This is a genomic window from Burkholderia sp. PAMC 28687, from assembly GCF_001577465.1.
GTDB lineage: Bacteria > Pseudomonadota > Gammaproteobacteria > Burkholderiales > Burkholderiaceae > Caballeronia.
The window spans coordinates 1,649,684-1,673,120 of sequence record NZ_CP014506.1 but is presented as its reverse complement, the minus strand read 5'-3'; the positions used below and the strand labels follow the sequence as shown (position 1 = coordinate 1,673,120).

At 60.7% G+C, this 23,437-nt stretch carries 21 protein-coding genes and 2 pseudogenes; 9 read left to right on the top strand and 14 right to left on the bottom strand.

Annotation, left to right across the window (positions count from 1 at the left end; translation table 11 throughout):
- Nucleotides 1-250: 250 nt before the first annotated feature.
- From AX768_RS22725 to AX768_RS22715, 3 genes are all read left to right on the top strand, one after another.
- Entirely contained in the window at nucleotides 251-2,512 is a 2,262-nt protein-coding gene (locus AX768_RS22725; RefSeq protein ID WP_062002441.1) for an alpha/beta hydrolase domain-containing protein, read from the top strand.
- A complete protein-coding gene (locus AX768_RS22720) occupies nucleotides 2,509-3,312 on the top strand; it encodes a hypothetical protein (protein WP_062002224.1) in 804 nt (267 codons plus the stop codon). The genes AX768_RS22725 and AX768_RS22720 overlap by 4 nt, the downstream gene beginning before the upstream one ends.
- A 123-nt stretch (nucleotides 3,313-3,435) precedes the next feature.
- Nucleotides 3,436-5,001, top strand: a complete 1,566-nt coding sequence (locus AX768_RS22715; RefSeq protein ID WP_062002223.1) for a methyl-accepting chemotaxis protein — start codon at nucleotides 3,436-3,438, stop codon at nucleotides 4,999-5,001.
- Between the two features lie 29 nt (nucleotides 5,002-5,030).
- Here the strand turns inward: AX768_RS22715 and AX768_RS22710 are convergent, their stop codons facing one another.
- The 3 genes from AX768_RS22710 to AX768_RS22700 all read right to left on the bottom strand — a co-directional run bounded on the left by AX768_RS22710 (nucleotide 5,031) and on the right by AX768_RS22700 (nucleotide 7,764).
- Nucleotides 5,031-5,372, bottom strand: coding sequence for a hypothetical protein (locus tag AX768_RS22710; protein ID WP_155524304.1), 342 nt, complete (start codon nucleotides 5,370-5,372; stop codon nucleotides 5,031-5,033).
- Nucleotides 5,373-5,432: 60 nt separating this feature from the next.
- Complete coding sequence (locus AX768_RS22705; RefSeq protein WP_082778997.1) at nucleotides 5,433-6,677, bottom strand: lactonase family protein; 1,245 nt, start codon at nucleotides 6,675-6,677, stop codon at nucleotides 5,433-5,435.
- A 241-nt stretch (nucleotides 6,678-6,918) separates the two neighbouring features.
- Nucleotides 6,919-7,764 (bottom strand): oxidoreductase, encoded by an 846-nt coding sequence (locus tag AX768_RS22700; protein ID WP_062002221.1) that lies wholly within the window; start codon nucleotides 7,762-7,764, stop codon nucleotides 6,919-6,921.
- A 169-nt stretch (nucleotides 7,765-7,933) separates the two neighbouring features.
- Here AX768_RS22700 and AX768_RS22695 point away from each other — a divergent pair, with 169 nt between their 5' ends.
- The 3 genes and pseudogenes from AX768_RS22695 (at nucleotide 7,934) to AX768_RS22685 (ending at nucleotide 11,166) form a co-directional block, all read left to right on the top strand.
- Nucleotides 7,934-8,893 carry an AraC family transcriptional regulator gene (locus AX768_RS22695; protein ID WP_231941473.1) on the top strand — a complete coding sequence of 320 codons (960 nt, stop codon included), beginning with the start codon at nucleotides 7,934-7,936 and terminating at the stop codon, nucleotides 8,891-8,893.
- Between the two features lie 68 nt (nucleotides 8,894-8,961).
- Nucleotides 8,962-9,378 (top strand): annotated as a pseudogene (locus AX768_RS22690) (penicillin acylase family protein); the annotation flags it as partial.
- Between the two features lie 57 nt (nucleotides 9,379-9,435).
- Complete coding sequence (locus AX768_RS22685) at nucleotides 9,436-11,166, top strand: IlvD/Edd family dehydratase (protein WP_062002218.1); 1,731 nt, start codon at nucleotides 9,436-9,438, stop codon at nucleotides 11,164-11,166.
- Between the two features lie 13 nt (nucleotides 11,167-11,179).
- Here the strand turns inward: AX768_RS22685 and AX768_RS22680 are convergent, their stop codons facing one another.
- Nucleotides 11,180-12,004 (bottom strand): SDR family oxidoreductase, encoded by an 825-nt coding sequence (locus AX768_RS22680; RefSeq protein WP_062002217.1) that lies wholly within the window; start codon nucleotides 12,002-12,004, stop codon nucleotides 11,180-11,182.
- Nucleotides 12,005-12,114: 110 nt separating this feature from the next.
- On the opposite strand from AX768_RS22680, the gene AX768_RS22675 reads away from it, so the two are divergent.
- Nucleotides 12,115-13,014 (top strand): LysR family transcriptional regulator, encoded by a 900-nt coding sequence (locus AX768_RS22675; protein ID WP_062002216.1) that lies wholly within the window; start codon nucleotides 12,115-12,117, stop codon nucleotides 13,012-13,014.
- Nucleotides 13,015-13,054: 40 nt separating this feature from the next.
- On the opposite strand, the pseudogene AX768_RS22670 reads toward AX768_RS22675, so the two are convergent.
- Nucleotides 13,055-13,503, bottom strand: a pseudogene (locus AX768_RS22670) (ester cyclase).
- Between the two features lie 717 nt (nucleotides 13,504-14,220).
- Between AX768_RS22670 and AX768_RS22665 the strand changes: the two are divergent.
- Nucleotides 14,221-15,639, top strand: coding sequence for a hybrid sensor histidine kinase/response regulator (locus AX768_RS22665; protein WP_172812000.1), 1,419 nt, complete (start codon nucleotides 14,221-14,223; stop codon nucleotides 15,637-15,639).
- On the opposite strand, the gene AX768_RS32900 is transcribed toward AX768_RS22665, so the two are convergent.
- On the bottom strand, nucleotides 15,624-15,887 hold the full coding sequence (locus tag AX768_RS32900) for a hypothetical protein (protein ID WP_144022292.1): 264 nt from the start codon (nucleotides 15,885-15,887) through the stop codon (nucleotides 15,624-15,626). The genes AX768_RS22665 and AX768_RS32900 overlap by 16 nt on opposite strands.
- Nucleotides 15,888-16,083: 196 nt before the next feature.
- On the opposite strand from AX768_RS32900, the gene AX768_RS22660 reads away from it, so the two are divergent.
- A complete protein-coding gene (locus AX768_RS22660) occupies nucleotides 16,084-16,776 on the top strand; it encodes a response regulator (RefSeq protein WP_082778996.1) in 693 nt (230 codons plus the stop codon).
- A gap of 18 nt (nucleotides 16,777-16,794) precedes the next feature.
- On the opposite strand, the gene AX768_RS22655 is transcribed toward AX768_RS22660, so the two are convergent.
- The 8 genes from AX768_RS22655 to AX768_RS22620 all read right to left on the bottom strand — a co-directional run bounded on the left by AX768_RS22655 (nucleotide 16,795) and on the right by AX768_RS22620 (nucleotide 23,374).
- Nucleotides 16,795-17,055: a hypothetical protein gene (locus AX768_RS22655; protein ID WP_062002213.1), complete on the bottom strand. Its 261-nt coding sequence runs from the start codon at nucleotides 17,053-17,055 to the stop codon at nucleotides 16,795-16,797.
- 148 nt (nucleotides 17,056-17,203) lie between these two features.
- Nucleotides 17,204-18,097 carry a ribokinase gene (locus AX768_RS22650; protein WP_062002212.1) on the bottom strand — a complete coding sequence of 298 codons (894 nt, stop codon included), beginning with the start codon at nucleotides 18,095-18,097 and terminating at the stop codon, nucleotides 17,204-17,206.
- Complete coding sequence (locus tag AX768_RS22645) at nucleotides 18,094-18,939, bottom strand: BtpA/SgcQ family protein (RefSeq protein ID WP_062002211.1); 846 nt, start codon at nucleotides 18,937-18,939, stop codon at nucleotides 18,094-18,096. Before AX768_RS22645 ends, AX768_RS22650 begins: the two co-directional genes overlap by 4 nt.
- A gap of 21 nt (nucleotides 18,940-18,960) precedes the next feature.
- A complete protein-coding gene (locus AX768_RS22640) occupies nucleotides 18,961-19,608 on the bottom strand; it encodes a TenA family protein (protein WP_086383426.1) in 648 nt (215 codons plus the stop codon).
- Nucleotides 19,605-20,612: an ABC transporter permease gene (locus AX768_RS22635; RefSeq protein ID WP_062002209.1), complete on the bottom strand. Its 1,008-nt coding sequence runs from the start codon at nucleotides 20,610-20,612 to the stop codon at nucleotides 19,605-19,607. The genes AX768_RS22640 and AX768_RS22635 overlap by 4 nt, the downstream gene beginning before the upstream one ends.
- Entirely contained in the window at nucleotides 20,609-21,382 is a 774-nt protein-coding gene (locus AX768_RS22630; RefSeq protein WP_062002208.1) for an ATP-binding cassette domain-containing protein, read from the bottom strand. Before AX768_RS22630 ends, AX768_RS22635 begins: the two co-directional genes overlap by 4 nt.
- 6 nt (nucleotides 21,383-21,388) lie before the next feature.
- Entirely contained in the window at nucleotides 21,389-22,333 is a 945-nt protein-coding gene (locus AX768_RS22625; RefSeq protein WP_062002207.1) for an ABC transporter substrate-binding protein, read from the bottom strand.
- A gap of 24 nt (nucleotides 22,334-22,357) precedes the next feature.
- The gene (locus tag AX768_RS22620; RefSeq protein ID WP_062002206.1) at nucleotides 22,358-23,374 is read right to left on the bottom strand and encodes a LacI family DNA-binding transcriptional regulator; all 1,017 of its coding nucleotides are present in this window, start codon (nucleotides 23,372-23,374) and stop codon (nucleotides 22,358-22,360) included.
- Nucleotides 23,375-23,437: the final 63 nt, after the last annotated feature.

Sequence of the window (23,437 nt, the reverse complement as noted above, 5' to 3'; positions counted from 1 at the left end):
GATAGTTGAGAATGCAAGGGTGTGGCTTATAAATACACAGACGCTCCGTAAATATTTTAAAACGTCACCTACAGCTTACAAAGCTTTTTCATCGTATTCAATGGACTTCCTACCGTCGTCCATTCGGTTCATCACGGCCCGCGCTTGCCCGGGGTTCTGCATTCTCCGGTTTTCGTGCGCGCGGCATTCTCGTGAGCAATCCGTTGCACCGTCTTTTCCAATAATGCTGGCCATGTCGGAGACACTGATCATGATAGTCAAGTCAGTAGGTGTACTGGGTGTGAGTGCGGGCGTCTTGTTGATCAGTGGATGTGGACACAGCGACAATGGTTCAAGCAACACCGACAAGGGCGCCGGCTTCATCAACAGTTTCCAGATCATCTCCACTGCGCCGGCGTTCGGAGGCGCCACGCCTGCCGGTGCGGCGGGACCTTACCAGGTCATCACCGCCGTCGTGCACGGCGAGCTTGATCCGAACAACCCGCTCAACGCGGGCATAGTCAACATCAAGAACGCCCCGGTCGGTGCCGACGGCTACGTGGCCTATGAAACCGATGTGGTGCTCCTGCGCCCGCAAAGTGCGTCGACGGCAAAGCGCGTGCTGTTCTACGACGTCGTCAACCGCGGCAGCAAGATAGGCGACGCGTCGTTCATCGGCGGCGGAGCTCTGGATACGGGCGCTGCGCCCACGTCCAGCTTTCCATCGCTGCTGCGCAACGGCTACACGATCCTGTGGAGCGGCTGGCAAGGCGACGTCCCGCTGACGGGCAACAGTTCGCTTGCGGGCGCTGGCCTCCTTGGTACGAGTTTTCCTGTCGCGACCAACAAGGACGGCACGCCGATGACCGCCTTGAGCCGCGAAGAGTTCATTCCGGACTATGCCGGCGGTCCCGCCACGACCATCCCGCTGACTTACGCTCCCGCCGATCTCAACGACAAGACGTCAGTCACCTTCTCCGCGCGCCAGTCGTGGCTGACGGCTTACGGCAGTATTCCGGGCGGTGTGGAGACCTACACGGCGCCCTCGGTCTCGGTGCCGACCTGGAGCTATGCCAGCACCCCGAACAATGTTTATGAAGGGAACTACTCGGTGACGTTCACACCGCCGGCCAGCGTTCCCGGACCCAACGGCACGAGTGTTCCGCCGGACGCCGGCACGATCTACAGCTTCGTTTACAAGGCGGCGGCACCCACGGTGGACGGTATCGGTTTTGCGGCGCTGCGCGACCTTGTCTCGTTCCTCCGATACAACTCGACCGACGCCCAAGGCATGGCCAATCCGCTCAACGACCTGAAGACGGCCCCGTGCGCTACCGCTTCGTGCTCGCAAAGTACCAATTTCGATGTCGCTATCGGCGAAGGCATTTCGCAGTCCGGGCGCTTCATGAAGGACTTCCTGTACCAGGGATTCAACGTCGACAAGAATGGCAAGATTGTCTTCGACGGCATGTTCCCGATCATTTCCGCTGCCCGGCGCACCTGGACCAACGCTGCATTTGCGCAGCCCGGCCGCTGGTCCAAGCAGCACGAAGATCACTTCATGCCGGGCTTCCAGTTCCCGTTCACTTACGCCACGCTCACGGATCCGGTCAGCGGCATGACGGATGGCCTGCTCAAGCAATGCACGCAGACCAACACCTGCCCGAAGATCATGCAACTCGATGGCGCGTTCGAATGGTGGGGCGGCGCCGCTTCGCTCGTGGTCACCGACGGGCGCGGCAACGACATCCAGTTGCCTCCCAACGTTCGTTATTACCTTGTCCCAGGCACGCAGCACGGCGGTGGTAACGGCGTGACGACGGGCAACCTCGTCATTCCGGCCGCGGGCAGCCAGTGCCAGTTGCCGGGCTCGCCGGTCGAGGAAACGCCGGTCGAACGGGCGCTGATTCCCGCTCTCGTGAACTGGGTCGCCAACGGCACGGAGCCGCCTGCGTCGCAGTATCCGACGGTGGCATCGGGCACCCTCGTTGCGCCGACGCAAACCGCGACCGGCTTCCCGAGTCTCACCAACGTGAGCGTACCGAGCGGGACGGCAGCTACGCCGGTTGCATTGCAACTGACGTTCAACGGTGAATATAACCAGCTCTTCGTGACCGACTACAGTAACGCCGTGCCGGTGGTCAACACGGCGCAGCAATACACCATCCTCGTACCGAAGGTCGATGCCAACGGCAACGAGACAACGGGCGTCCTGGTGCCCGACGTCAGCGTGCCGCTTGCAACTTATACCGGATGGAATTATCGGGGAGCGGGGCATGCCATAGGCGACGGCTGCATCTCGAACGGCGCGGCAATTCCGTTGGCCGTGAACGCTGCAGCGCAAGCGGGCGGCATGGATTCGCGCGCTACCTTGGCAACGCTTTACGGCGCCAGCCGGTCGAAGTATCAGGCGGCCGTGGCGGCAGCAGCCAATGCGCTCGTGAGCAAGGGATACTTGTTGCAGGCGGACGCCGACAATGTCTTTGTCGCAAACGCCGCGAGCGTTTCACCCACGTTGTTGCCGCAGCCGTGAAGTCAATAAAATGCGCGGCGGCCGGATGGCTCGCATTGGCGATAGTGACGCTCACCGCCTGCGGCGGAGGCGGCTCGGACAATGCACCATCGACCGCACCGGGCCCGGTCTCACCGGTTGCGACCGCGTATCAAAACAGCCTGACGCTTGGCAGCGTCGCGCCGCAGTCGTTGTCGTTCATTGCGGCGACTACGACTGCGAACGCGATGATCGTGAGTCCTGTCGCGGCACCGCTGCTTGCGGCAGGCAATTCCCCGCTCGTATCCAGCCACTTTCAAGGCGGCGTGACCGGCGCAGGGATTGCGTGCGTCTCGGCGCCAACGAATAGCATCGGCACCGTGACAGGCGTCAATGCCGGTGTGAACATCAAGAGCGTCGCGGTGCTTCTCGATGGCACCTGGACGGTATCAACGACGCCCGCTGCGACCTGGACCGCGCTGGTATCTAACGCCGCGACGTTCGATGGCTGGGAAAATTGCGGCGCAAAGGCGGAAGGCAGTCCGTCGCCTTCGTCCACGCTGATCGTTGCCGCGGACGGGAGCTTTACCGATAACGTCTTCAACGGTAATCCGTCCACCACCGTGAGCATCGTCGATCAAGGGTTCACGGCCTCGCAAGCCGCATTGATGCTTTCGGACGCCGGTTATCTCGATGCAAGCCAAGCCGGCAATCCACAGGTGATTCATCTGAAGATTTACCAGAATGCAACGAGGCAAACGCTTATTGTCGAGCAAGGCATTCCCTCTAGTGGTGCGACGAACGGCAATCCCGGCTACGTCGCAATCTACTTCCAGCGTTGACCGATTCAAAACCATGCTCAATTTCATATACCGCGGATTCGTTTTTAAGAAGTGCTGACCAGGCGTCGTTAAGCGAGCACGTTCGTCGAATCCGTCGGCGGAAATTCGCGCAAGGATGCCTAAATGAATCGGTTTGACCGGCTGTCTGTATTAAGCAAGCTGCTGCTGTCGTTTGCGTTTTTGATCATGTTCGGCGCGTGCCTGGGAGGCACTGGGATCGTGGCGCTTGCCAAGATGCATGGCATTGCCTCCGAAATCGGCGCTCAGCATCTCGACGGTATCTATTACCTCGGCGAGGCCACGCGCAACAAGTTGAACACCGACCTTGCGGCCGCCAACCTGAGTTTCGCGGACAACGCCGGCCGTGAAAAACTGAAAGCGGGAATTCGCGAGTCGCTCGCGAACATGCACCGCGCGCTCGATCAGGCACGCGCCACGATCACCACGCACGACGGTCAAGCGCTCTACGAACAAATTGCCGCGCGTGCCGCCGATTGGGAATCCATCGTAGAAATGGAAGTCGGCGCGCGGCCCATGCCGGCCGGGATGGATCACGCAGAGCTTGTGCGCCAGGCGATCGACGCAAGCGAACGGCTACGCGACTCGATGATGAATCTCGGCGACCAGAAACGCGCACTGGCTGTAAAAGCGCAACGTCGTTCCGCCGATGAATTCGAATCGATGCGCTGGATCATGATCGCGCTGGTCTTCGGTTCGATCGCGACAGGCGGCGTCCTGGCGGTCGTGATCGCACGGCGTCTTGCAGCGCAGCTCGGCGGCGAGCCGGGCTACGCAGTCGAAGTTGCAAACCGTATTGCGGCGGGCGATCTCGCCGGCAGCGTGTCGATTCGCCCGGGCGACAACGACAGCATGCTTCATAGCCTCGCAAACATGAGCGGCAAGCTGGCGGACATAGTTGGCGGGATTCGGACATCGAGCGAATCGATCTTGCTTGCCTCGCGTGAGATCGCGCAGGGCAATACAGACCTCTCTCAACGCACGGAAGAGCAGGCAGCGTCGCTGCAGGAAACGGCGTCGAGCATGGAAGAGCTGACGTCGACCGTGCGTCAGAATGCCGAAAACGCGCAGCAGGCAAGCGGGCTTGCGCGCACTGCATCGGAAGTATCGGCGAAGGGGGGCGAACTGGTCGATGGTGTAGTCGAAACCATGCGCGATCTCGCCGCGGGTTCGAAGCGGATGATGGACATCATCGCTGTGATCGAGGGCATTGCATTCCAGACGAATATTCTTGCACTGAATGCGGCCGTGGAAGCGGCGCGTGCCGGCGAGGAAGGGCGGGGTTTCGCCGTGGTGGCCGGCGAAGTTCGTTCACTGGCGCAGCGCAGCGCGTTGTCGGCGAAAGAGATCAAGGAGCTGATCGACAGTTCGACGGCGCGTGTCAACAGCGGCGCGCAGATCGCCGAGCGTGCCGGCGAGACGATGGCTGAAGTGATGCATTCCGTTCAGCGCGTGACGAGCATGATGAGCGAGATCTCGGCTGCGTCGAACGAGCAGAGCACGGGTATCGAGCAGGTCAACCTCGCGGTCGCGCAAATGGACCGGGTCACGCAACAAAACGCGGCGCTCGTTGAACAAGCTGCTGCGGCGGCCAGTGCGATGGCGGATCAGGCCGCGCATCTGAAATCGACGGTCGCCGTGTTCAGGCTTGATGAGAGCAGTATGGGATGAGCGACGTGTAACCTGACTCACTCTTCGGATCAGGCTTGCCGGTGCCTGAGCCAGACCAAGCCGAACAACACGACGCTGATAGTGGTCAGTATGGCGCCCGCAACCATGCAGATGGGTGTGAGCGCAGGGAAGAAGTCGCCGCTTTTGTCGCGCATGAACGCCCAGGCGCCGGCATCGAGCATCAGTCCGCAGAACCCGGTCGCGACGGCCGGTTCCATGCCACTGGACCCCGTCGGCAGTTTGCGGGGCAGGTCGGGAACCGGCTCGCGTTTGAAAGGCGCCGCGTTTTGCCGTGGCTTTTCAGCGGGGTCTTCTGCAGGCATGGTCTGGGCGACGTTGAAGAAGGTGCCAGTGTATTGCGTTCGCGGCATCTTTGCGTGCCGTGCAGGCGTCACCACCAACCGTTGTCCGAACGGCGCGCCAAAGCCGGCCTAAGCCGGCGCGAACGCAATGTCGGCCGGACTGCCCACTGCAACATAAGTCCCGGTGAAGCGAAGCTTGCCGCTGGGTTTGTCGACGGCAAAAATCGCGATGTGATCGCTGCGTTGATTGAGCGAATAGAGGAACCGTCCCGACGGATCGAATCTGATCACGCGCGTGTAGTCGCCTTCCGTTGGGATCTCGCCAATGCGCGTCAGCCGGCCATTCGCTCCAACGCGGAACTGGACGATCGTGTCATGCAGGCGGTTCGCAACGTAGATAAAGCGTCCGTCGCCGGAAATTATGATCTCCGACGCAAAGCTCGTGCCCTGATACGCATCGGGCAAAGTCGATACCGACTGGAATTGCGTCAGCGTTCCGCGCTCGGCGTCGTAAGCGTAGCTGACGAGCGTCGATGCTTCCTCGGTAACCTCATACATGTACTTCCCACTCGGATGAAACACGACGTGCCGCGACCCCGCGCCCGCCGACGCCGCAACGAAAGGCGGATCGTTGGGTGACAGCGCGCCGGTTGCATCATCGAACTTCCAGACATAGGTTCTATCCACACCCAGGTCAGTCGAGATCACGTACCGGCCATCCGGCGACGGCACGATCGTATGGGCATGCGAACCGTCGTGGTCACTGACCGCAAAGCTTCCCGGCGCACCTTCGGCTGCATGCTGCGCGCCCGGCGGCGCCTCTGGCCGTTGCACGCTGCAGGCATCGTTGAGCGTGCCGTCGCGGCCCACGGGGAACACCGCGATGCTGCCGCTGTTGTAATTCGCGACCATCAGAAAGCGGCCGTTCGGATGCAGGCTCAGATACACAGGTCCCGCGCCCTGCGAATCCACCGTGTTGATCAGGCGGAGCGCACCCGTCCCGGGTTCTATGGCGTAGGCCGAAACCGAACCATCTTTGGTGCCGTTGTAGTCCTTGATTTCACTGACCGCGAACAGCACGCGTTGGGCGTGATCGAGAACAAACGCACTCGGGTTCTGAGGACCGCGAAGCGGTTCGAGTGCTTCGAGCTTGCCGTTTTGTGTATCGACCTTGAAGCGATGAATACCGAGGCCATTCGGCGTATAGGTGCCGACAAAGGCATACAACGTCTTGCCATCGTGCGTCGCGGCCTGGGCGTTCGCGCTCCAGGCCAGTCCGCCGAGATTCGATGCAACTGCAATCGTGCCGGCCTGCTTGAGCCAGGCACGGCGGCCAGCCGATACACCTTTGTGCGTATCGCGGGAATGACTCATTGTTCTCCTCCAAAGTGATTTGCCTGCGGATCGACTTGTCCTCTGAATTCCTTCGTGACGCATGGGACGACGAAGTTGAGCCGTATGGTGACAGCTTCCGGTGGCTTCGTGGGGAAGAGGGATAGCGTTGCAAGCACTCAGAAAGGCGATGCGGTTGCCAAGAGGTCTTGCCTGATACTCTGATCCGGGCGAATCGTTTCTAGTAGGGCGACGGCCTTGCGCCGCCGCTCTCGCGGATGGACTAATCCGCGTAGTCGGTTGAGCTCGACACCGCTTCCCACTCGCTGATTTCATCGGCGAGGGAAGACAACTTTTCTCTGACGAACTTCAACGCGTCGTTGCCGAGCAGCAGATGGACCGGCGGATTCGGCGAAGCAATGACCTTCAGCAGCGCCTGCGCAGCCTTGGCCGGGTCCCCCGCCTGCTTGCCGCTTTTTTCCTCGCGGGCGCGGCGGATGGGTTCGAACAACGCATCGTAATCGTCGATACTGCGGCCCGCGCGCACCATCGAACGTCCTGCCCAGTCGGTGCGAAACGATCCGGGCGCCACGGCGGTGACGTGAATGCCAAAGCCCTTCAACTCCTTGGACAACGTTTCCGAAATTCCTTCGAGCGCGAACTTGCTGCCGCAGTAGTACGAAATGCCGGGCATGGTGATGAAACCGCCCATCGACGTGACGTTGATGATGTGGCCCGCCCTGCGTTTGCGCATGGACGGTACGATCGCCTTGATCATCGCTACGGCGCCAAACACGTTGACGTCGAACTGACGGCACATGTCCTCGAGCGGCGATTCTTCGAGCGTGCCTTCGTGACCGTAACCTGCGTTATTGATAAGGACATCGACAGGACCAATGTCTGTCTCGACCGATCGCACGGCGGGTTCGATTGCTGCGAAATCGGTGACGTCGAGCAGCAGGGGGTGCGCGCGGTCCTGAGCCATCCGTTTGAAGGCGTTGGCCGCGACGCTGTCCCTCACGGTGCCGACAACGGTGTGGCCGGCATCGAGCGCCGCGCGTGCGAACGCCAGTCCGAAGCCCGAACTGACTCCGGTGATCAGGAAGATTTTCTTGGTGGTTTCAGTCATGGTCGTATCCAGGGTTGTGATGTGTCGAAGGAACGATCAAATAGTAGTTTCCATGCTCACCGCAAGCTATGTTCGATAGTCTGAAAGGCTTGCCTGATCCTATGATCCTCTGGACTCGACACATCGGCCGGTGCAAGATGAGGCTTCGCTCGATCCCAAATACGACGCCATGACCGACTTATCAGATTCCACTGATCCCATGGACGCATTGCGTCGCGAGACCAATGCGCTCTTGCTCGAACTCGCGCCGGTCGAAGGCTATAGCCTGTGCGCGCTGCCCGACGTGCGCTTTCTCAGGTCGAACCGGCCGTTGACGCGCACGCCGGTGCTTTACGATCCCGGCATCGTGATCGTGTGCCAGGGGCGCAAACGGGGTTATCTCGGCGACGACGTTTACCTGTACGACGCGAATCAGTATCTGGTCGTCTCCGTTCCCTTGCCGTTTTCAATGGAAACCGAAGCGAGCGCAGAAGAGCCGCTGCTCGCTATTTATTTGCGTCTCGATTTCAGCCTTGCGGCCGAACTGATGCTGCAACTTGAAGAGCTCGACGCGGTGTCGTCGTCCGAACCGGCCGGCATGGCGACCACGCCACTCGATCTTCCGTTGGCGCGTACCGTCCTGCGTCTTTTGCATGCCATGCGCGATCCGCTTGAGGCGCAAGTGATCGGACCGTCGATTGTGCGAGAGCTTTATTTTCGCGTGTTTATCGGACAGCAGGGAGGTTCCATGCGCGCCGCGCTGAGCCGTCAGGGACACTTCGGCAAGATCTCGCGGGCAATCCGCAAGATTCACGCTTCGTTTGCTCAGGCGCTGACCGTCGAGGATCTTGCGGGGGAAGCGAACATGAGTATCGCGACGTTTCACGCGCACTTCAAGAGCGTCACGGATTCATCGCCGATCCAGTACATCAAGTCGACACGGTTGCATCAGGCGCGCTTGCTGATGGCGCGCAATGGCATGACGGCGGCGGCTGCGGCGGCGAGCGTGGGTTACGAAAGTGCATCGCAGTTCAGCCGGGAATTCAAGCGGCTGTTCGGGAGCAGTCCGCATGAGGAGGTCGCGCGCATGAAGCAGAACTTCGCGATGCCCGACCCGCTGCCGTCTTCAATCTTTGTCTCGTCGCATTAGGGGCGCATGCCCAAGAAGTCAGGCGTAGGATACGCGGTGCACCCAGGTTGTAAAAACAAGGAGGAGACATGGTGGCAGCGGCAGCACGCAAACTCGCGGCATCGGCTGGAATGATCGCGGTGGCTTTGGCATTTCAACTCGCACAAGCCGATGAAACCCCGCAGCAAACCATCACGCTCGAAGGGCTCGCAAAGCCGGCCGATATCCTGATCGATCGCTGGGGCGTTCCGCATATCTTCGCCGCGAGCGAGCAAGATGGGTTCTTTGTACAGGGCTTCAACGCGGCGCGCGATCGCCTGTTTCAGATCGACCTCTGGCGCCGCCGGGGCATGGGTCAACTGGCCGAAGTGTTCGGTCCGGCGTATGTCGAGCAGGACAAGGCGACGCACCTCTTCCTGTATCGCGGTGACATGACGGCGGAGTGGAAGCGTTATGGTCCCGATGCAAAACCCGTCGCTACACGTTTTGCCGCCGGCGCCGGCGCGCAAACGCAATAAGGCTATCCCCGACATCCTAATACGGCTTCGCTAACCACTAAAACCATGTCAGAAAAATCCCCCACGGGTCTTCGCAAAGGCCTGACCAGCTACGGCGACAGCGGCTTCTCGCTCTTCCTGCGCAAGGCGTTCATCAAAGGCGCCGGCTACACCGACAGCGCGCTCGATCGCCCCGTGGTCGGCATCGTCAATACGGGCAGCGCGTACAACCCGTGCCATGGCAACGCGCCGCAACTGATCGAGGCGGTCAAGCGCGGCGTGATGCTGGCCGGCGGCCTGCCGATGGACTTCCCGACCATCAGCATCCACGAAAGCTTTTCATCGCCGACGAGCATGTACCTGCGCAACCTCATGTCGATGGACACCGAGGAAATGCTGCGCGCGCAACCCATGGACGCCGTCGTGATGATCGGCGGCTGCGACAAGACGGTGCCGGCGCAACTGATGGGCGCGGCATCGGCGGGTCTCCCGGCCATTCAACTGATCACCGGATCCATGCTGACGGGTTCGCATCGTTCCGAACGTGTGGGCGCGTGCACGGATTGCCGCCGTTATTGGGGCAAGTTCCGCGCGGAAGAGATCGACGAGCAGGAGATCGCCGATGTCAACAACCAGCTCGTCGCGAGCGTGGGGACCTGTTCGGTGATGGGCACCGCAAGCACGATGGCGTGCATTGCCGAGGCCTTGGGCATGACCGTGCCTGGCGGTGCATCGCCGCCCGCCGTTACCGCCGACCGCATGCGCGTGGCGGAACTGAGTGGCGCGCAGGCCGTGAAGATGGCGCATGAACGGCTGACCATCGACAAGATCCTGACGCCCGATGCATTTCATAACGCAATGCGCGTGTTGCTTGCAATCGGCGGATCGACGAACGGCATCATCCATCTGACGGCGATCGCCGGGCGTTGCGGGCTCGAAGTCGACCTGAAGGCGCTCGACCGGATGGGCCGCGATACCCCCGTCCTGGTGGACCTGAAGCCGTCCGGGCAGCATTACATGGAAGACTTCCATCATGCCGGCGGCATGGCCACGCTGCTGCGCGAATTGAAGCCGCTGCTCAAGCTGGATGCGCTGACCGTCACGGGCCGCACGCTTGGCGAGGAAATCGAACTCAGCGGACCGGGCTTTGCGCAAGACGTCGTGAAGACGCGCGAACGGCCGATTTATCCGCAGGGCGGCATTGCCGTGCTCGAAGGAAATCTTGCGCCGGGCGGCGCGATCATCAAGCAGTCGGCGGCGCATCCGGACCTGATGGAACACACCGGCCGCGCGGTCGTCTTCGAGAACGCCGACGACATGGCGCTGCGCATCGATTCCGACGATCTCGATGTCACCGCCGACGACATCCTGGTGCTCAAGAACATCGGACCGAAGGGCGCGCCGGGCATGCCGGAGGCGGGCTATATTCCGATTCCGAAAAAGCTGGCGAAGGCGGGGGTGAAGGACATCGTCCGGATCTCCGATGGCCGCATGAGCGGCACCGCGTTCGGCACGATCGTGTTGCACGTGACGCCCGAGGCCGCGATCGGCGGGCCGCTTGCCCATGTGCACGACGGCGACCAGATCCGGCTGAGCGTGGTGAATCGCGAGATATCGCTGCTCGTCCCGGAGGAAGAACTGGCGCAACGCGCGCTCGATGAACCCGTCGTCGTGCCGACAGCCGGGCGCGGCTACCGGAAGCTCTTCCTGGAAACGGTGACGCAGGCGGACAAGGGCGTCGATTTCGATTTCCTGCGTGCGGAGCATTTCACCGGATCGACGCCGACCATCGAGTGATGATCGACCAGCTTCACGAGTCTGCAGAGTAGGCGATGTCCTTTTGCGCTTCAAGCGCCTTCAGCCGTTCCGTCAGCGCCGCGCGGATCGATTCGTAGGCGGTGCCACCCAGCGTCAGGCGCAAGGGCGGGTGCGCCGAGTCGGCGGCGGCGATCATCGCGTCGACGGTCTTTCCGGCGTCGCCGCGAATCGCGAAGCTGTTGGTCGCGATCGCTCGCCGGACATCGCCCGCCGGCGTGTGTTCGTACTCAGGCATGGGCTTGGCGTGGTCCAGCCCGGCGCCGAACTGCGTGCTCGTCGGTCCCGGCTCCACGATCACGAAGTCGATGCCAAACGGCGCCACCTCCTTCGCCACCGACTCCACGAAGCCTTCAATACCCCATTTCGTCGTGTGATAGAGGCTGAAGTTCGGATACGCGATCTGTCCGCCCTCCGATGAAACCTGGACGATCCGGCCGCCGCCCTGGGCGCGAAGATGCGGCAGCGCCGCGCGGATGACCTGAATCGAGCCGGTGAGATTGGTCGCGATTTGCCGGTCGATCTGCTCGTCGGTCACCTCTTCGCCTGCGCCGAACAGACCATAACCCGCATTGCTCACAACGACATCGATACGGCCCGCGGCTTCGAACGCCCCGGCAATGCACGTCCGGGTCGCCCGGGTATCGGTGACATCGAGCGTCAGCACGTGAAGGCGGTCGGTGTACTGCTCCTTGAGGTCATCGAGCGCGCCGTCGCGGCGCAACGTCGCGAAGACCGTGTCGCCTCGCGCGAGGAGGCGTTCGGCGAGCAGCCGGCCGAGGCCGGAGGACGTGCCGGTGATAAGCCAGGTCTTTGTCATGGTGTCTCCCAAAAGTCGTCGGATCGGATTGCCTGAGACCCATTCTAGGTGCCGATGATTGGTGAGAGAAGCCGCTATAGTGTGCATGCCCCCGTGAAAAATCGACACCAATGACCAAACCCACGCTTGCCGATCTCACTGCCTTTTCCGCCGTCGCGGCGCACCGGAGTTTCCGCCGCGCCGCGGATGCGCTCGGCGTGTCGCGGTCATCGCTGAGTCACACCATGCTTGCGTTGGAGCGCCAGTTGGGCGTGCGCCTGCTCAATCGCACCACGCGCAGCGTGGCGCCCACGGAGGCCGGTGAAGCGCTGTTGGTGCGCATCGGGCCCGTGCTGCGCAATCTCGATGAAGCGCTGGACGCAGTCGCCGATGCTCGCGGCAATCCGAGCGGCATGCTGCGGATCAACGCCAACGAGGGCGCTGCGAGGATCCTGCTGAAAGCCGCGGTGCCGCGCTTTCTGGAACGCTTTCCCGGCATGGCGCTGGATCTGGTGGTGGAGGGCCGGCTCGTGGACATCGTGGAACAGGGTTTCGATGCCGGCGTGCGGCTCGAGGAGTCAGTGCCGCGTGACATGGTGGCGGTACGCATTGGCGGCGACTTGCGTTTTGTCGTGGTCGCGGCGCCCTCGTATCTTGAGGGACGAAAGCCGCTCATCACACCCGATGACCTTCGCGAGCACGCCTGTATCCGGCAGCGCTTGCCGAGTGGCAAGCGGTACCGATGGGAATTTGCGAGGCGCGGCGAGGAAGTGCTGGTCGATGTTCCCGGCGCGCTCACGCTGGATAACAACGGGCTGATGGTCGAAGCCGCGTCCGCTGGACTGGGCCTGGCCTACGTGCCGGAAGCAGCCGCACGTGACTGGCTGGACGATGGCCGGCTGGTGCTCGTTCTGCAAGAGTGGTGCCCGTTCATTCCGGGCTTGTGTTTGTACTATCCCGGACATCGGCACGTGCCGGCCGGATTGCGGGCTTTTATCGATGTGCTCAAGGAGGTCAATGGCGACGCTTGAAAGCGGGCTGGAGGATGCCCGGCCCGTTCCATGAAAACGATCACGCCGCCTTGATCAGCCCTAGCTGCTGCAGTGCAGTCACGCCATCGTCGAGACCGGTCTCTTCAACGATCATGCCGCCTTGCAGCCGGAGCACGGTCGTCCCCGTGAAGCGCATTGTCCGGCCGGTCGCGGCAGGCAGTGCGCCGATGAGAAAGTCATCGAACGCCTGACCGGTGTGCGTGCCACCGCCTTCCCAGCGGCCGACCACGTAATCGCCTTCCGCGATCAGATCGGCCGTGCCCCAAAAGTTGAGATTTGGGAATGCGGCGCGAAAACCGGTCATGAACGACTTGATGTCCTCGCGGCCACGGCGCGACTCGTGCAGCGAATACTGCAGGAGCATGTCGGGTGCAGCGAGTTCATCGACGATACCGAGGTCGCAGGTCCGCCCCAAAAACGGGTGAACCAGCGGCCGACGATAGCCTTGTTGTCATCTTGCCTGGACATGGTGATTCCTCATTGAATGTGCTCGGGAAAGAGAAGCACGTTCGCCTCTCCTTGCCTGAAGACTATCGATGCAGGCATGCACCAGCGTCTCGTTTCTTGCTGCAACACTCGAAGGAATTCATGAAAAGCGGCGCGGCGTTTCTCGTCCTATTCTTGACGTAAAACGTCAGGCCGCTTACTCGCTCACTAATGGAGTGCTCCATGAATGCGTCGAATTTCGTCGTCCACAAGTTTGGTTCGGCCGTTCAGGAACGCGCGTTCATAGTTGATTACGCACGACGATTTGTGGCGCAACGCAGACTGGCGGGTACCGCGAGCGCATTCATCTGGGCCGGGTTTATGTTGCGCGACTGGTGGATCGTGCACGCATTGGCAAGTCCGATCATTTGGAAGGTAGGCGCGTTCCGGGTCGTGGGTGGAATCGGAATGTATAGCGCCGTATGGCTTGCGTGGAGGCCCCGGTTTTACGATGAGCGCGCAGCGACGCGGATTATAGTGGCGGGCACGGCCGCGGCGTGGCTAGGAATCCTGGGGATCATGTTGGTCGTACCTCTCGATATTGCATTCAGGGAGTACTACCCTGGCCTGTTGTTGATTTTTTTAATGGTATTTACTTTGTTCAGGCTGCGAGCAGTGGTTGCGGCTTGGGCGGGATGCGCCTGCCTGCTGATATTCAACCTGACGGAGCTCGTTGGCTATGTGCGAACGCAGGTCCCTATGCAACAGCAACAATTTGCACTTGCGTGGGTCTCTGCGTCCATCTATTCACTGATTTACTACTTGGTCGGTTTTGGCATCTCCGCCCAGCTTGAACTCGCTGCTCGCCGCGATTTTGTAGCCCGGCGATCTCAACTCGCCGCAAAGGGCCGCGCCGACGCCGCCAACCAGGCTATCTCCCGTCAGAACGCGGCCATGAAAGAGCTCGCCAATGACAAGGAGCGCTTCTTTTCGTCTGCTTATCACGACATTCAGCAGCCACTTGCCGCGATCAACCTGTTCGTCTGGAGCGCGCGCAACAAGCTGAAACAGGGACGCGATGCCAGTCACGATCTGGAGGTCGTCGCCAACACGGCGCGCGATATCCTCGACATGTTCAAGGGAATCCAGGAATACAGTCAGCTTGGCACGTACGATCCACAGATCGCGCCTGTCGACCTGACTCAGGTCATCGATGAACTCGCGGATCAATACGGGGGCGTTGCCGCATCGAAGGCGATTGTGTTTCGGATCGCGGACAGGCGAGGGCGATGCGAACGACCATGGGTCCTCAGCGACCGTCCAATGCTCAAGCGCGTGCTTTCCAATCTCGTTTCAAACGCGATCAGAAATACGCACGAAGGCGGCGTGGTGATCGGCTGGGTGAATCTGCGCGATCGGATTCGTGTCGATGTCCGGGATACGGGCGTGGGCATTGCTGCACAACATCGCAACGCCATCTTTTCCGAGTACTTTCAGCTTTGCAACCCCGGCCGTGATCCATCCAAGGGGCTTGGACTCGGTCTTTCCATCGTGCGACGCGTGCTCGCCATCCTGCCGGACCACGTCCTTCAGTTACGGTCTATTGAAGGGCGGGGTTCACGCTTTTCTGTCTACGTGCCCGCGTCGATTCGGGCCACCGTTCCCAGGTCCGCTCAAAGTCACGCACCCGAAGACTTGTCCACCCTTGAGGGAAAATACGCGATCCTTTGCGACGACGACCCCGCGGTGCTCGAAGGACTTCGCCGGTTGTTCAGCGGAGCAGGGCTGCTGGTTGACGCCGTCGGCTCGATAGCGGAAGTCGCAACACTCTTGCAGGGCGCGCGATCACCTGACGTTGTCGTCACTGACCTGCGGCTCGGCGACAGCGCGACCGGCGCCGACGTCGCTCGCCAGGTCAGGCAGCATTTTTCCTGGGCCAGTGTCATTCCCGTCGCATTCGTGACGGGGGAACTTCTTTCGCCAAACATTCTCCGGGATTTTCAACGGCCGTTCATTCTGCTGCAAAAGTCGGCTTCGCCGCAGTCGATTCTGTTGGAGGTTGGCAGGCTCGTCGCTACCCAGGGGACATCGGATGACGACTCCAATATGGCCGGGGAACCGGGCAAACCGGTGCCCCTGGCGGACGGGCGCAGCGTTCCCGCTCAATTACCTCTGTAGAGCTCACGCATGTTTGCCTCCTGCTCGCTTCCCCGGAAGCCCGCGAGTTCGCGCGTCACCTCATCACGGGTTCTTGCGCCGGCGACTGCCGATGGTTGCCGGGGTGCCGTACCCGTATCGGACGCACGGGTGGAAGAGTCTTCGGCAACTGAACTGCTTTGGCTCGTGTCCGACTGTGCCATGCATTGCTGTGCGGCAACAGCCACGACAACACCAAACAAGCTTGCGCATAACCGATTGCTATTCATGAGCGTTCTCCTTTGACGGTTTGAATGACGACCGATGAGATCCAGTCGTCTAGCAGCAGCGCAGTCGGCGATGCTGTTGACTTCATTCTGGTCAGCGAGAGACGCGGCCGCTACGCACATGCGTGCGGTGCTACATGTGTAGGTGGCTGCGGGCTGGTGAACTGTTAGTCTTGTCATCTCCTCTCGGGCGTACGCAATGAAAGTCCTCCTGATCGATGACCACGCGTTATTCAGAGCTGGTGTGATGCTCTTGCTTCGGGAAGCGATGCCCGGCATCGAAATCTTGCAGGCGAGCACGTTGCGCGATGGTGTTGAAATTGCGCTCAACCAGGCGTTGAATCTGGTGTTTCTCGATCTGGAATTGCCAGATGGGAATGGTCTCGATGCGCTCGAAATGTTGAAGCACCAACGGCCGTCGCTTCCAGTCGTGATCATGTCGGCGGATGAGCGCGTCGGAACAATCGTTCAGGCGCTCGGGTTCAACGCGATGGGATTCGTGCCGAAGTCGCAGCCGCCTGAAGTGCTTCAGGCTGCGCTGCATTCGGCGCTGGCGGGCGGCGTATTTCTTCCAGTTTCGATTGTCCAGACGCTTGCTGGGGATCAGGCGCCTTTCGAGCTTAAAACCGTGATTGAAACCGACCACCTGGGTTTATCACCGAGACTATTCGAGACGCTTGGCTGGCTGGCGCAAGGCTTGCCGTCGAAAGCGATCGCGGTGCGCATGGGTCTGGAGGATATTACGGTCCGAAAATACGTGAGCCAGTTGCTGGCTCACTTCAACGTACGGCGCCGGACCGAACTGATCGTATTGCTGGCGAACAATCAAGTGAGCTTCGGGCCGCCGCCGCTTAGCCAGCCGGCGCTGGACGGTCATGGCTCGCCGTACTAGCGCCGCGAAACCAACGCTTCATTCCCGATCAAGCCAGCTATCCAGCGCCACGCGAAACGCGACGGCGGCGATCACGGGCACGGTCAGCATCATGACGATGCCGAAATTCTCGATCGCATCGCCGTACAAGACCGTGTGATATAGCACGACGCTGGAGACTGCAACGAGGGCGACGAAGCCCGCGATCACCATCAGGATATGGCGCACGGCCTGGGATGGCTGCCAGCGCTTTTGTCGTCTGGCGGTATCGATGTCAGGTTTTTGTGGGTTTTCTGGCATAGGAGGGTGCCTGACTTTACGGACCGCATTCGCCGGCCCGGCCGGCGCGCAACAGGCATGTGACTGAGTAGATAAAGCTGCATGTTACTCGCGTTTGCCGGCCCTTTGCCAACGCGCAGCGGTCCTTTCAGATTACCGTAAATTCCCGCTATCGAACGATGTCCTGCATTTCTTCCACTGAGGGAATCGCGCTGAACGTCCCGGTCCGCTCGACCGTCAGCGCGGCGGCGCGCTGCCCTGCCTGGATGGCGTCGTCGAGCGAGGCGCCTCGCGCAAGCGAGCCGACAAGCACCCCTGAGAAAACGTCGCCCGCACCGGATGTATCGGAGGCTTTTACCGGCCGTGCCGCGAAGTTCGACGCGCCTTCGTGCGTTGAAAGCAGGCAGCCTTCAGCGCCCAGGGTCACGATCACCCAAGCCGGCCCCTTCGCCTGCAGCCACGCCGCCGAATCCTTTACGTCGACACCTTTTGCGATGTCCAGGATTTCGCCCTCGTTCGCGATGACACCGTCGCACTTCTCAAGCGCTTCGGTGCTGTCCCAGTGCCACGGCGCGGCGTTGATCACGACTTTCGCGCTGCGCGCGCAAGCCAGATCGGCGACCGCGTTGGTGCTGGCAAGAGACAGGTTGCCTTGCATCAGCACGTAGTCTCCCGCTTGAACGTCTGACAGAGACGCCGTGAGACGTTCCGCGCTGCTCGCCTGCGTGCAACCGATCGTGGTGATGATCGAGTTCTCGCCGTCGGCGGTCACCGTGAGGATCGAGACATCCGTATCGCAAGACAATCTGATCAGACGTAGATCGTCGAACGCTTCTCGAAGCAGCGCGTTCTCGATCTCGATGCCGGCAGCATCGCCGCCTATTGCCGAGACGAACACGACCTTCGCGCCCGAACGCTGCGCCGCCACCGCCTGATTCAGCCCCTTTCCACCGGGTGCGCGAGCGATCGATTGCGCCAGAATCGACTCGCCCGGGCGCGGTGCGCGCCGGACATTGAGCGTCACATCCGACACTGCATTGCCCACCACGAACACACGTGTCATGAACGGGCCTTGTTTGCAGCGGCCATGAATTCATGCACGCGATCTCGATCGACGTCGTTCCACCACAGCCCGTCTTTCTTGAGGAAGCTCGCAACGATGACGGCATCGGCAATGGAAAACATGTCGCCAATGTTCGCCGGCGTGACGCCCGATCCAACGACCACGGGCAGCGACGTTCCCTTGCCGATAGCCGCGAGTTCATCGAGTTGCGCGGAGTCGCCCGTTCGCTGGCCCGTCGCCACGGCTGCGTCGGCATCGAAGAATTCCACGTCGCGAGCAAGTTCGGGGATCGACCGGTCGCCCGTGATGGCGTGCGCGCCGTGCTTCACGTGGACGTCGGCGAAGATCTTGATGTCCCTTGCATGCAGCCACGAGCGGTAACGTGTCGCCTGCGCGGCGGGACCCTCGACAATGCCCTCATTGGCCACATATGCGTTCGCCCACTGGTTCACACGAATGAACGACGCCGACGCCGCCTTGGCAATTGCAAGCGCCTGGATTGCGCCGTTCGCGAGCACGTTGATGCCGACAGGGCATTTCACCGTGCGTTTGACGGCTTCGGTAATCATGGTCATTGCCGCAACCGTTTCCGGGCCGATACTGTCAGGCTTGCTGAACGGAATATCGCCGTGGTTCTCGACCATCAGTCCGTCGACGCCACCTTCCACGAGCAGACGCGCTTCGTTGCATGAGAAGGCGATGATGTCCTCCATCCGCTCTCCGTCGTAGCGCGCGGAGCCGGGCAGCGGAAGACAATGAAGCATGCCGATGACCGCTTTCTTGCGGCCGAACAGCGTGGCGATGGCATTGGGTTTTTCATTCAAAACGAGCTTGTGCGACATACATGTATCCCTGGTTGACGACTATTCGTACGCGGCGCTGTGAAAGCCGATTTCAAGCGAAAGGGCTTTGGAGAAGATCTCGTTAGCACGCCCGAAATCGAACTCGGCCGCAGGGAGTGTATCGATCTCGTTCTTGAGCCACGCGGCTTGATTGAGGAAGGCGATGTCGGTGTGCAGCAGGACCCAGGCCCTGACGTTTGGATCCGCGATGTGAGTGCGCGCCGCCGCTTGGCACCACTCGGCGTACATCCACTCGGCGCACATCATCGCGACGACGACGTCGTGGTAAGACCCGTTTGCCGCGATCTCGAGCATGCCGGAGTTGAATGCAACAACGCGGGCGGGCAGGGTATCGAGGTCCGAAACAGGACGCACATCCAGTGCGTCGAACACGGCTTCGAAATAAGGAATCTGCTCAGTCGATAAAGCGTGCAGCACGCCCGAAAGCCAACGCTTCCTGCCTAGATCCGGCGCCTTGACGAGCGCGTAGCCGAAGATCGTGATGGCGGTTTCGACAAACAAATGTTCGTATCGAAGGTAGTTGTGAAACACGTTTTTTGCAAGCGAATCGTTCTTGATGTCTTCGACGAACGCATGCGCCTGCATCTCGTTCCAAAGGGCCAGATTCTTTGCTCGCAACTGGTCTGAATGGGATTGAAGCTCCATCATTTCTTTCCTTTTTTTGCCGTGCGCAGTTTGCTGAAGACGCGCGTGTTCGACCAGATTGCAAGAAGGATGATCACCCCTGTCACGATCTGGGTAAAGAAGGGCGATACATGCAAGAGGATCAGTCCGTTTCCAAGCGTTGCGATTGTCAGTGCGCCGAGGACCGTGCCGACCACCGTCGCGCGTCCGCCCATCAGCGAAGTGCCGCCCAGCACCACCGCCGCGATGACATCGAGTTCGAATCCGGATGCCGCATTCGAGGAGCCCGATCCCAAACGCGACGCGAGCATCAGCCCCGCTATAGCGGACGCAGCGCCGGAGATCACGAATACCGATGCCTTGATGCGCAGCGCCGGCATGCCGGAGCGGCGTGCCGCCTCGGCGTTCGAACCGACGGCAATGACCTGGCGGCCGTACCGCGTGCGGTTGATCGTGACGTAGCCAATCAAGGCCGCAACAATTGCGATGATGGCCGGCACCGGAATGCCCGCGACCGTGCCGGCTCCGAAGAAGTCGAAGCCCGTTCCTGATTCAATGGGTATCGAGAATCCCTGAGTGGAATACAGCGCGATGCCGCGCAACGTGGAAAGCCCGGCAAGCGTGACGATGAATGACGGGATCGCCTGGCTCGCAGAAAACCAGCCCTGCACGAGACCAATGACTGCGCCCAGCAGTATCGTCACAAGAATTGCGACAGGCCACGAGAGACCGGCTTGCATCAGGATCGCAGCGAGCGAATTCGTCAATGCGACAACCGAGCCCACGGACAGGTCGATTCCTCCCGTGGCAATGACAAACGTCATTGCAATCGCGACCACCAGCATGGGCGCAAGCTGCCTGAGAATGTTCAGCAGGTTGGCAGTGGTCAGGAAGGTGGGCGTTGCGGCACTGAACAGGATGCAGCATGCAATAAAGAACACCGCAATCGATGCAACCTGCGCATGTGCAAGAAGCATGTCCCTGTACTTCGAGCCTTTTTCCCGCTCGGTATAAATGGAGGTGCTCATCGGTGTTGCTCCCCAACGATCAATTGAACCAGCTCTTCCAGCGTCGTATCTTTCACCCGGCGCTCGGCGACCTTCGTGCCCTCGTACATGACGGCGATCCGGTCGCATACGCGAAAGAGATCCTGAAGCCGGTGAGTGATCAGCACGACGGACACACCTTGCGCCTTTACGCGATTGATCAACGCGAGCACGGCCTCGACTTCGGCAACGGCAAGCGCCGAGGTGGGCTCGTCCATGATCAACACGCGCGGTTCGAACGATGCCGCTCGCGCAATCGCAATCGCCTGGCGCTGACCGCCCGAAAGCTGCTCGACGTTCGCGTTCAGGTCAGGAATGCGGATCTTGAGATTCGACAAGAGCCGTTTCCCCTCGTGGAGCATTGCGCTTCGTTTCAGAAAGCCCTTGTTGCAAAGCTCGCGTCCGAGAAAAAGATTGCCGGCGACATCGATAGCGTCGCACAAGCTCAGGTCCTGATAGACCATTTCGATGTGACGCGCACGCGCATCGGCGGGGCTGGTCAGCTTGACGGGCTCCCCTCCCACCAATATGTCTCCGCTGTCCGGAATGTAGGTCCCGGCCATGATCTTCGTGAGCGTCGACTTTCCCGCTGCGTTGTCTCCAATCAGGCCGAGACATTCGCCGGGGTACAAGTCGAGGTCGACGCCGCGCAGTGCCTGGAACGAGCCAAACGAAATCTTGATGTCGCGCAATGAAAGTACGGGCTGGCCAAGCGCCTGGTCCGCGCGTTCCTGAGTTTCAAGCTGTTCCATATCCGGTCACTTTTTGAAGGCAGCACGATAAGGATCGACGTTCGCCTTCGTGACGACAGCGAGCGGCACTGAGATCGTGGTCTGAACGGTCTTCCCTTCGTGGACATCATTGAGTGCCTGAATCGCGGCGCGGCCCATGGCAGCGGGGTCCTGTTGCACGACACCCAGCACGACCCCGTTGTCAATTCCCCGGATGACTTCCGACGCAAGGTCCCATCCGACGACCTTGATCTTCTTGTTCATGCCTTGTGCATTGATCGCCGCGATGGCGCCAAGCATTGCTGGCTCGCCGGTTGCATAGATGACATTGATATCCGGGTTCGCCGTAATGAGATTCTCCGCCGCAGAAAGCGCGACATCCTGGCTGTTGCGTCCATCCACAATCCCGGCGATGGAAATTCCGGGCGACTTCGCCAGTTCATCGATAGATGCTTTTTGGCGGGAATTCTGGATCGTGGAACTCAGGGCGCCGACCACGCCGACCCGGGCCTTTCCGCCGAGATTCGCCTGGACGTACTTGGCGAGATAGTCGGCGATCAGCTTTCCGCCTACGGCGTTGTCCACGCCCACTTGCGCTTTCTGCGGTCCCGGCGGCAGCACGGCGTCGATGCCCACGACCGTTATTCCAGCCGCCGCCGCTGCCTTGACCGAGGATCGCAGACCATTCACGTCGATTGCATCGACCGCGATTCCGTCGACCTTCTGCTGGATGTAGTCATCCAGCGCATTGTTCTGTGCGCTTGGAACGTCGTTGGCATTGAAGACAATCAGCTTTGCACCGAGCTTGTCGGCCTGCTTCTGTGCGCCCTCGCGCATCTGATTGAAGTAGGTGGCTTGCTGGTTGATGAGAATGAGACTGTACGTCTGAGCCGCGAGCGCAGGCAAGGATGCCGTCAGTAGTAATCCTAAGGTTATCTTGCGAAGCACTTTCCCACGAAGTTGGTTCAGCATTTTCTAGCCTTTAAGGTTGGATATTCAGGTTGCTTTGGGTGCCGTGACCGAAGCACGGACAATCAGTTCAACAGGCAGCAAGAACTCGACGAACGCAGCGTTCTCGTCCGGCTCCGCCAACGCGAGCTCCACTGCCTTTCTTCCCATCTCCCTGATGGGCTGCCGTATTGCGGTCAATGCGGGATTAAACAGATGCAACGGCCCGGCATCGTCGAAAACGATGAGAGACAGGCGCTCCGGAATGGCAATATCCGCCGCCTGCAGCGCCTCGAGCAAACCAAACGCTATCTCTCCGCTTGAAACAAAAACCGCTGTTGGCTCTTCGCTCGACTGCAGGACCTGCGCCGCCGCCTGCCGGCCGAACTCCGGCGAATAGTTGCCGAAGCACGTCATGACGACTTTTGCGCCGTTTTCTTCCGCGGCTTCGCGCAAGCCGGTCAGCCGTTCAGTCGTGCTGCGCAGCTTCTCGGGGCCGCCAATGAACGCAATCCGCTTGTGCCCGACGGACGCCAGGTATTGCCCGGCCAGCCGGCCGCCGTTCTCGTTATCGCAAAAGACCTTCGAACAATCGATACCCGGTACGTCTTCATCGATCAGGATCAGGCCCGACGCAGCAGCCAGGGTTTCGGCGAGGTCACTCGAGTTGTGATGTCCGCTTACGAACAAAAGGCCGCTCACGCGGTTGCGCAGCATGCGGGACACGTATTCCACTTCACGTGCCGCACTGTTCGACGTTGCGCTCAACAGAACCCCTTGGCCATGCTCCTCCGCTGCTTGCTCGACCGCGGACGCGAGCGACGCGAAAAACGGATTGGCAATGTCGGGAATGACGAGCCCCACCGTGTCCGACCGGCCCCGCCCCAGGCTTCGGGCGAGAGGATTGGGCACATAACGCAAGGTCTTGATTGCTGCATCGATCCGTTCGGAGGTCGATGCGGGCAACTTGATGCCCGCGTTGAGGTAACGCGACACGGTCGACGGCGAAACACCGGCGGCCGACGCGACATCGCTCAGGCTTGCTCCCAACTTAGTTTTTGCCACCTCGACCCCTACGAAAGCGCTTTACTAAACCGCTTTCGTATTGAAATTCGTCATAAAGCCGAT

Coding starts and splice junctions, on each gene's coding strand:
- AX768_RS22665 (WP_172812000.1), top strand. CDS start 14,221: ATGCAACAGCAACAATTTGCACTTGCGTGGGTCTCTGCGTCCATCTAT.
- AX768_RS22640 (WP_086383426.1), bottom strand. CDS start 19,608: ATGATGGAGCTTCAATCCCATTCAGACCAGTTGCGAGCAAAGAATCTG.
- AX768_RS22700 (WP_062002221.1), bottom strand. CDS start 7,764: ATGACTGAAACCACCAAGAAAATCTTCCTGATCACCGGAGTCAGTTCG.
- AX768_RS22660 (WP_082778996.1), top strand. CDS start 16,084: ATGAAAGTCCTCCTGATCGATGACCACGCGTTATTCAGAGCTGGTGTG.
- AX768_RS22715 (WP_062002223.1), top strand. CDS start 3,436: ATGAATCGGTTTGACCGGCTGTCTGTATTAAGCAAGCTGCTGCTGTCG.
- AX768_RS22705 (WP_082778997.1), bottom strand. CDS start 6,677: ATGAGTCATTCCCGCGATACGCACAAAGGTGTATCGGCTGGCCGCCGT.
- AX768_RS22675 (WP_062002216.1), top strand. CDS start 12,115: ATGACCAAACCCACGCTTGCCGATCTCACTGCCTTTTCCGCCGTCGCG.
- AX768_RS22655 (WP_062002213.1), bottom strand. CDS start 17,055: ATGCCAGAAAACCCACAAAAACCTGACATCGATACCGCCAGACGACAA.
- AX768_RS22695 (WP_231941473.1), top strand. CDS start 7,934: ATGACCGACTTATCAGATTCCACTGATCCCATGGACGCATTGCGTCGC.
- AX768_RS22710 (WP_155524304.1), bottom strand. CDS start 5,372: ATGCCGCGAACGCAATACACTGGCACCTTCTTCAACGTCGCCCAGACC.
- AX768_RS32900 (WP_144022292.1), bottom strand. CDS start 15,887: ATGAATAGCAATCGGTTATGCGCAAGCTTGTTTGGTGTTGTCGTGGCT.
- AX768_RS22625 (WP_062002207.1), bottom strand. CDS start 22,333: ATGCTGAACCAACTTCGTGGGAAAGTGCTTCGCAAGATAACCTTAGGA.
- AX768_RS22650 (WP_062002212.1), bottom strand. CDS start 18,097: ATGACACGTGTGTTCGTGGTGGGCAATGCAGTGTCGGATGTGACGCTC.
- AX768_RS22635 (WP_062002209.1), bottom strand. CDS start 20,612: ATGAGCACCTCCATTTATACCGAGCGGGAAAAAGGCTCGAAGTACAGG.
- AX768_RS22725 (WP_062002441.1), top strand. CDS start 251: ATGATAGTCAAGTCAGTAGGTGTACTGGGTGTGAGTGCGGGCGTCTTG.
- AX768_RS22680 (WP_062002217.1), bottom strand. CDS start 12,004: ATGACAAAGACCTGGCTTATCACCGGCACGTCCTCCGGCCTCGGCCGG.
- AX768_RS22630 (WP_062002208.1), bottom strand. CDS start 21,382: ATGGAACAGCTTGAAACTCAGGAACGCGCGGACCAGGCGCTTGGCCAG.
- AX768_RS22645 (WP_062002211.1), bottom strand. CDS start 18,939: ATGTCGCACAAGCTCGTTTTGAATGAAAAACCCAATGCCATCGCCACG.
- AX768_RS22685 (WP_062002218.1), top strand. CDS start 9,436: ATGTCAGAAAAATCCCCCACGGGTCTTCGCAAAGGCCTGACCAGCTAC.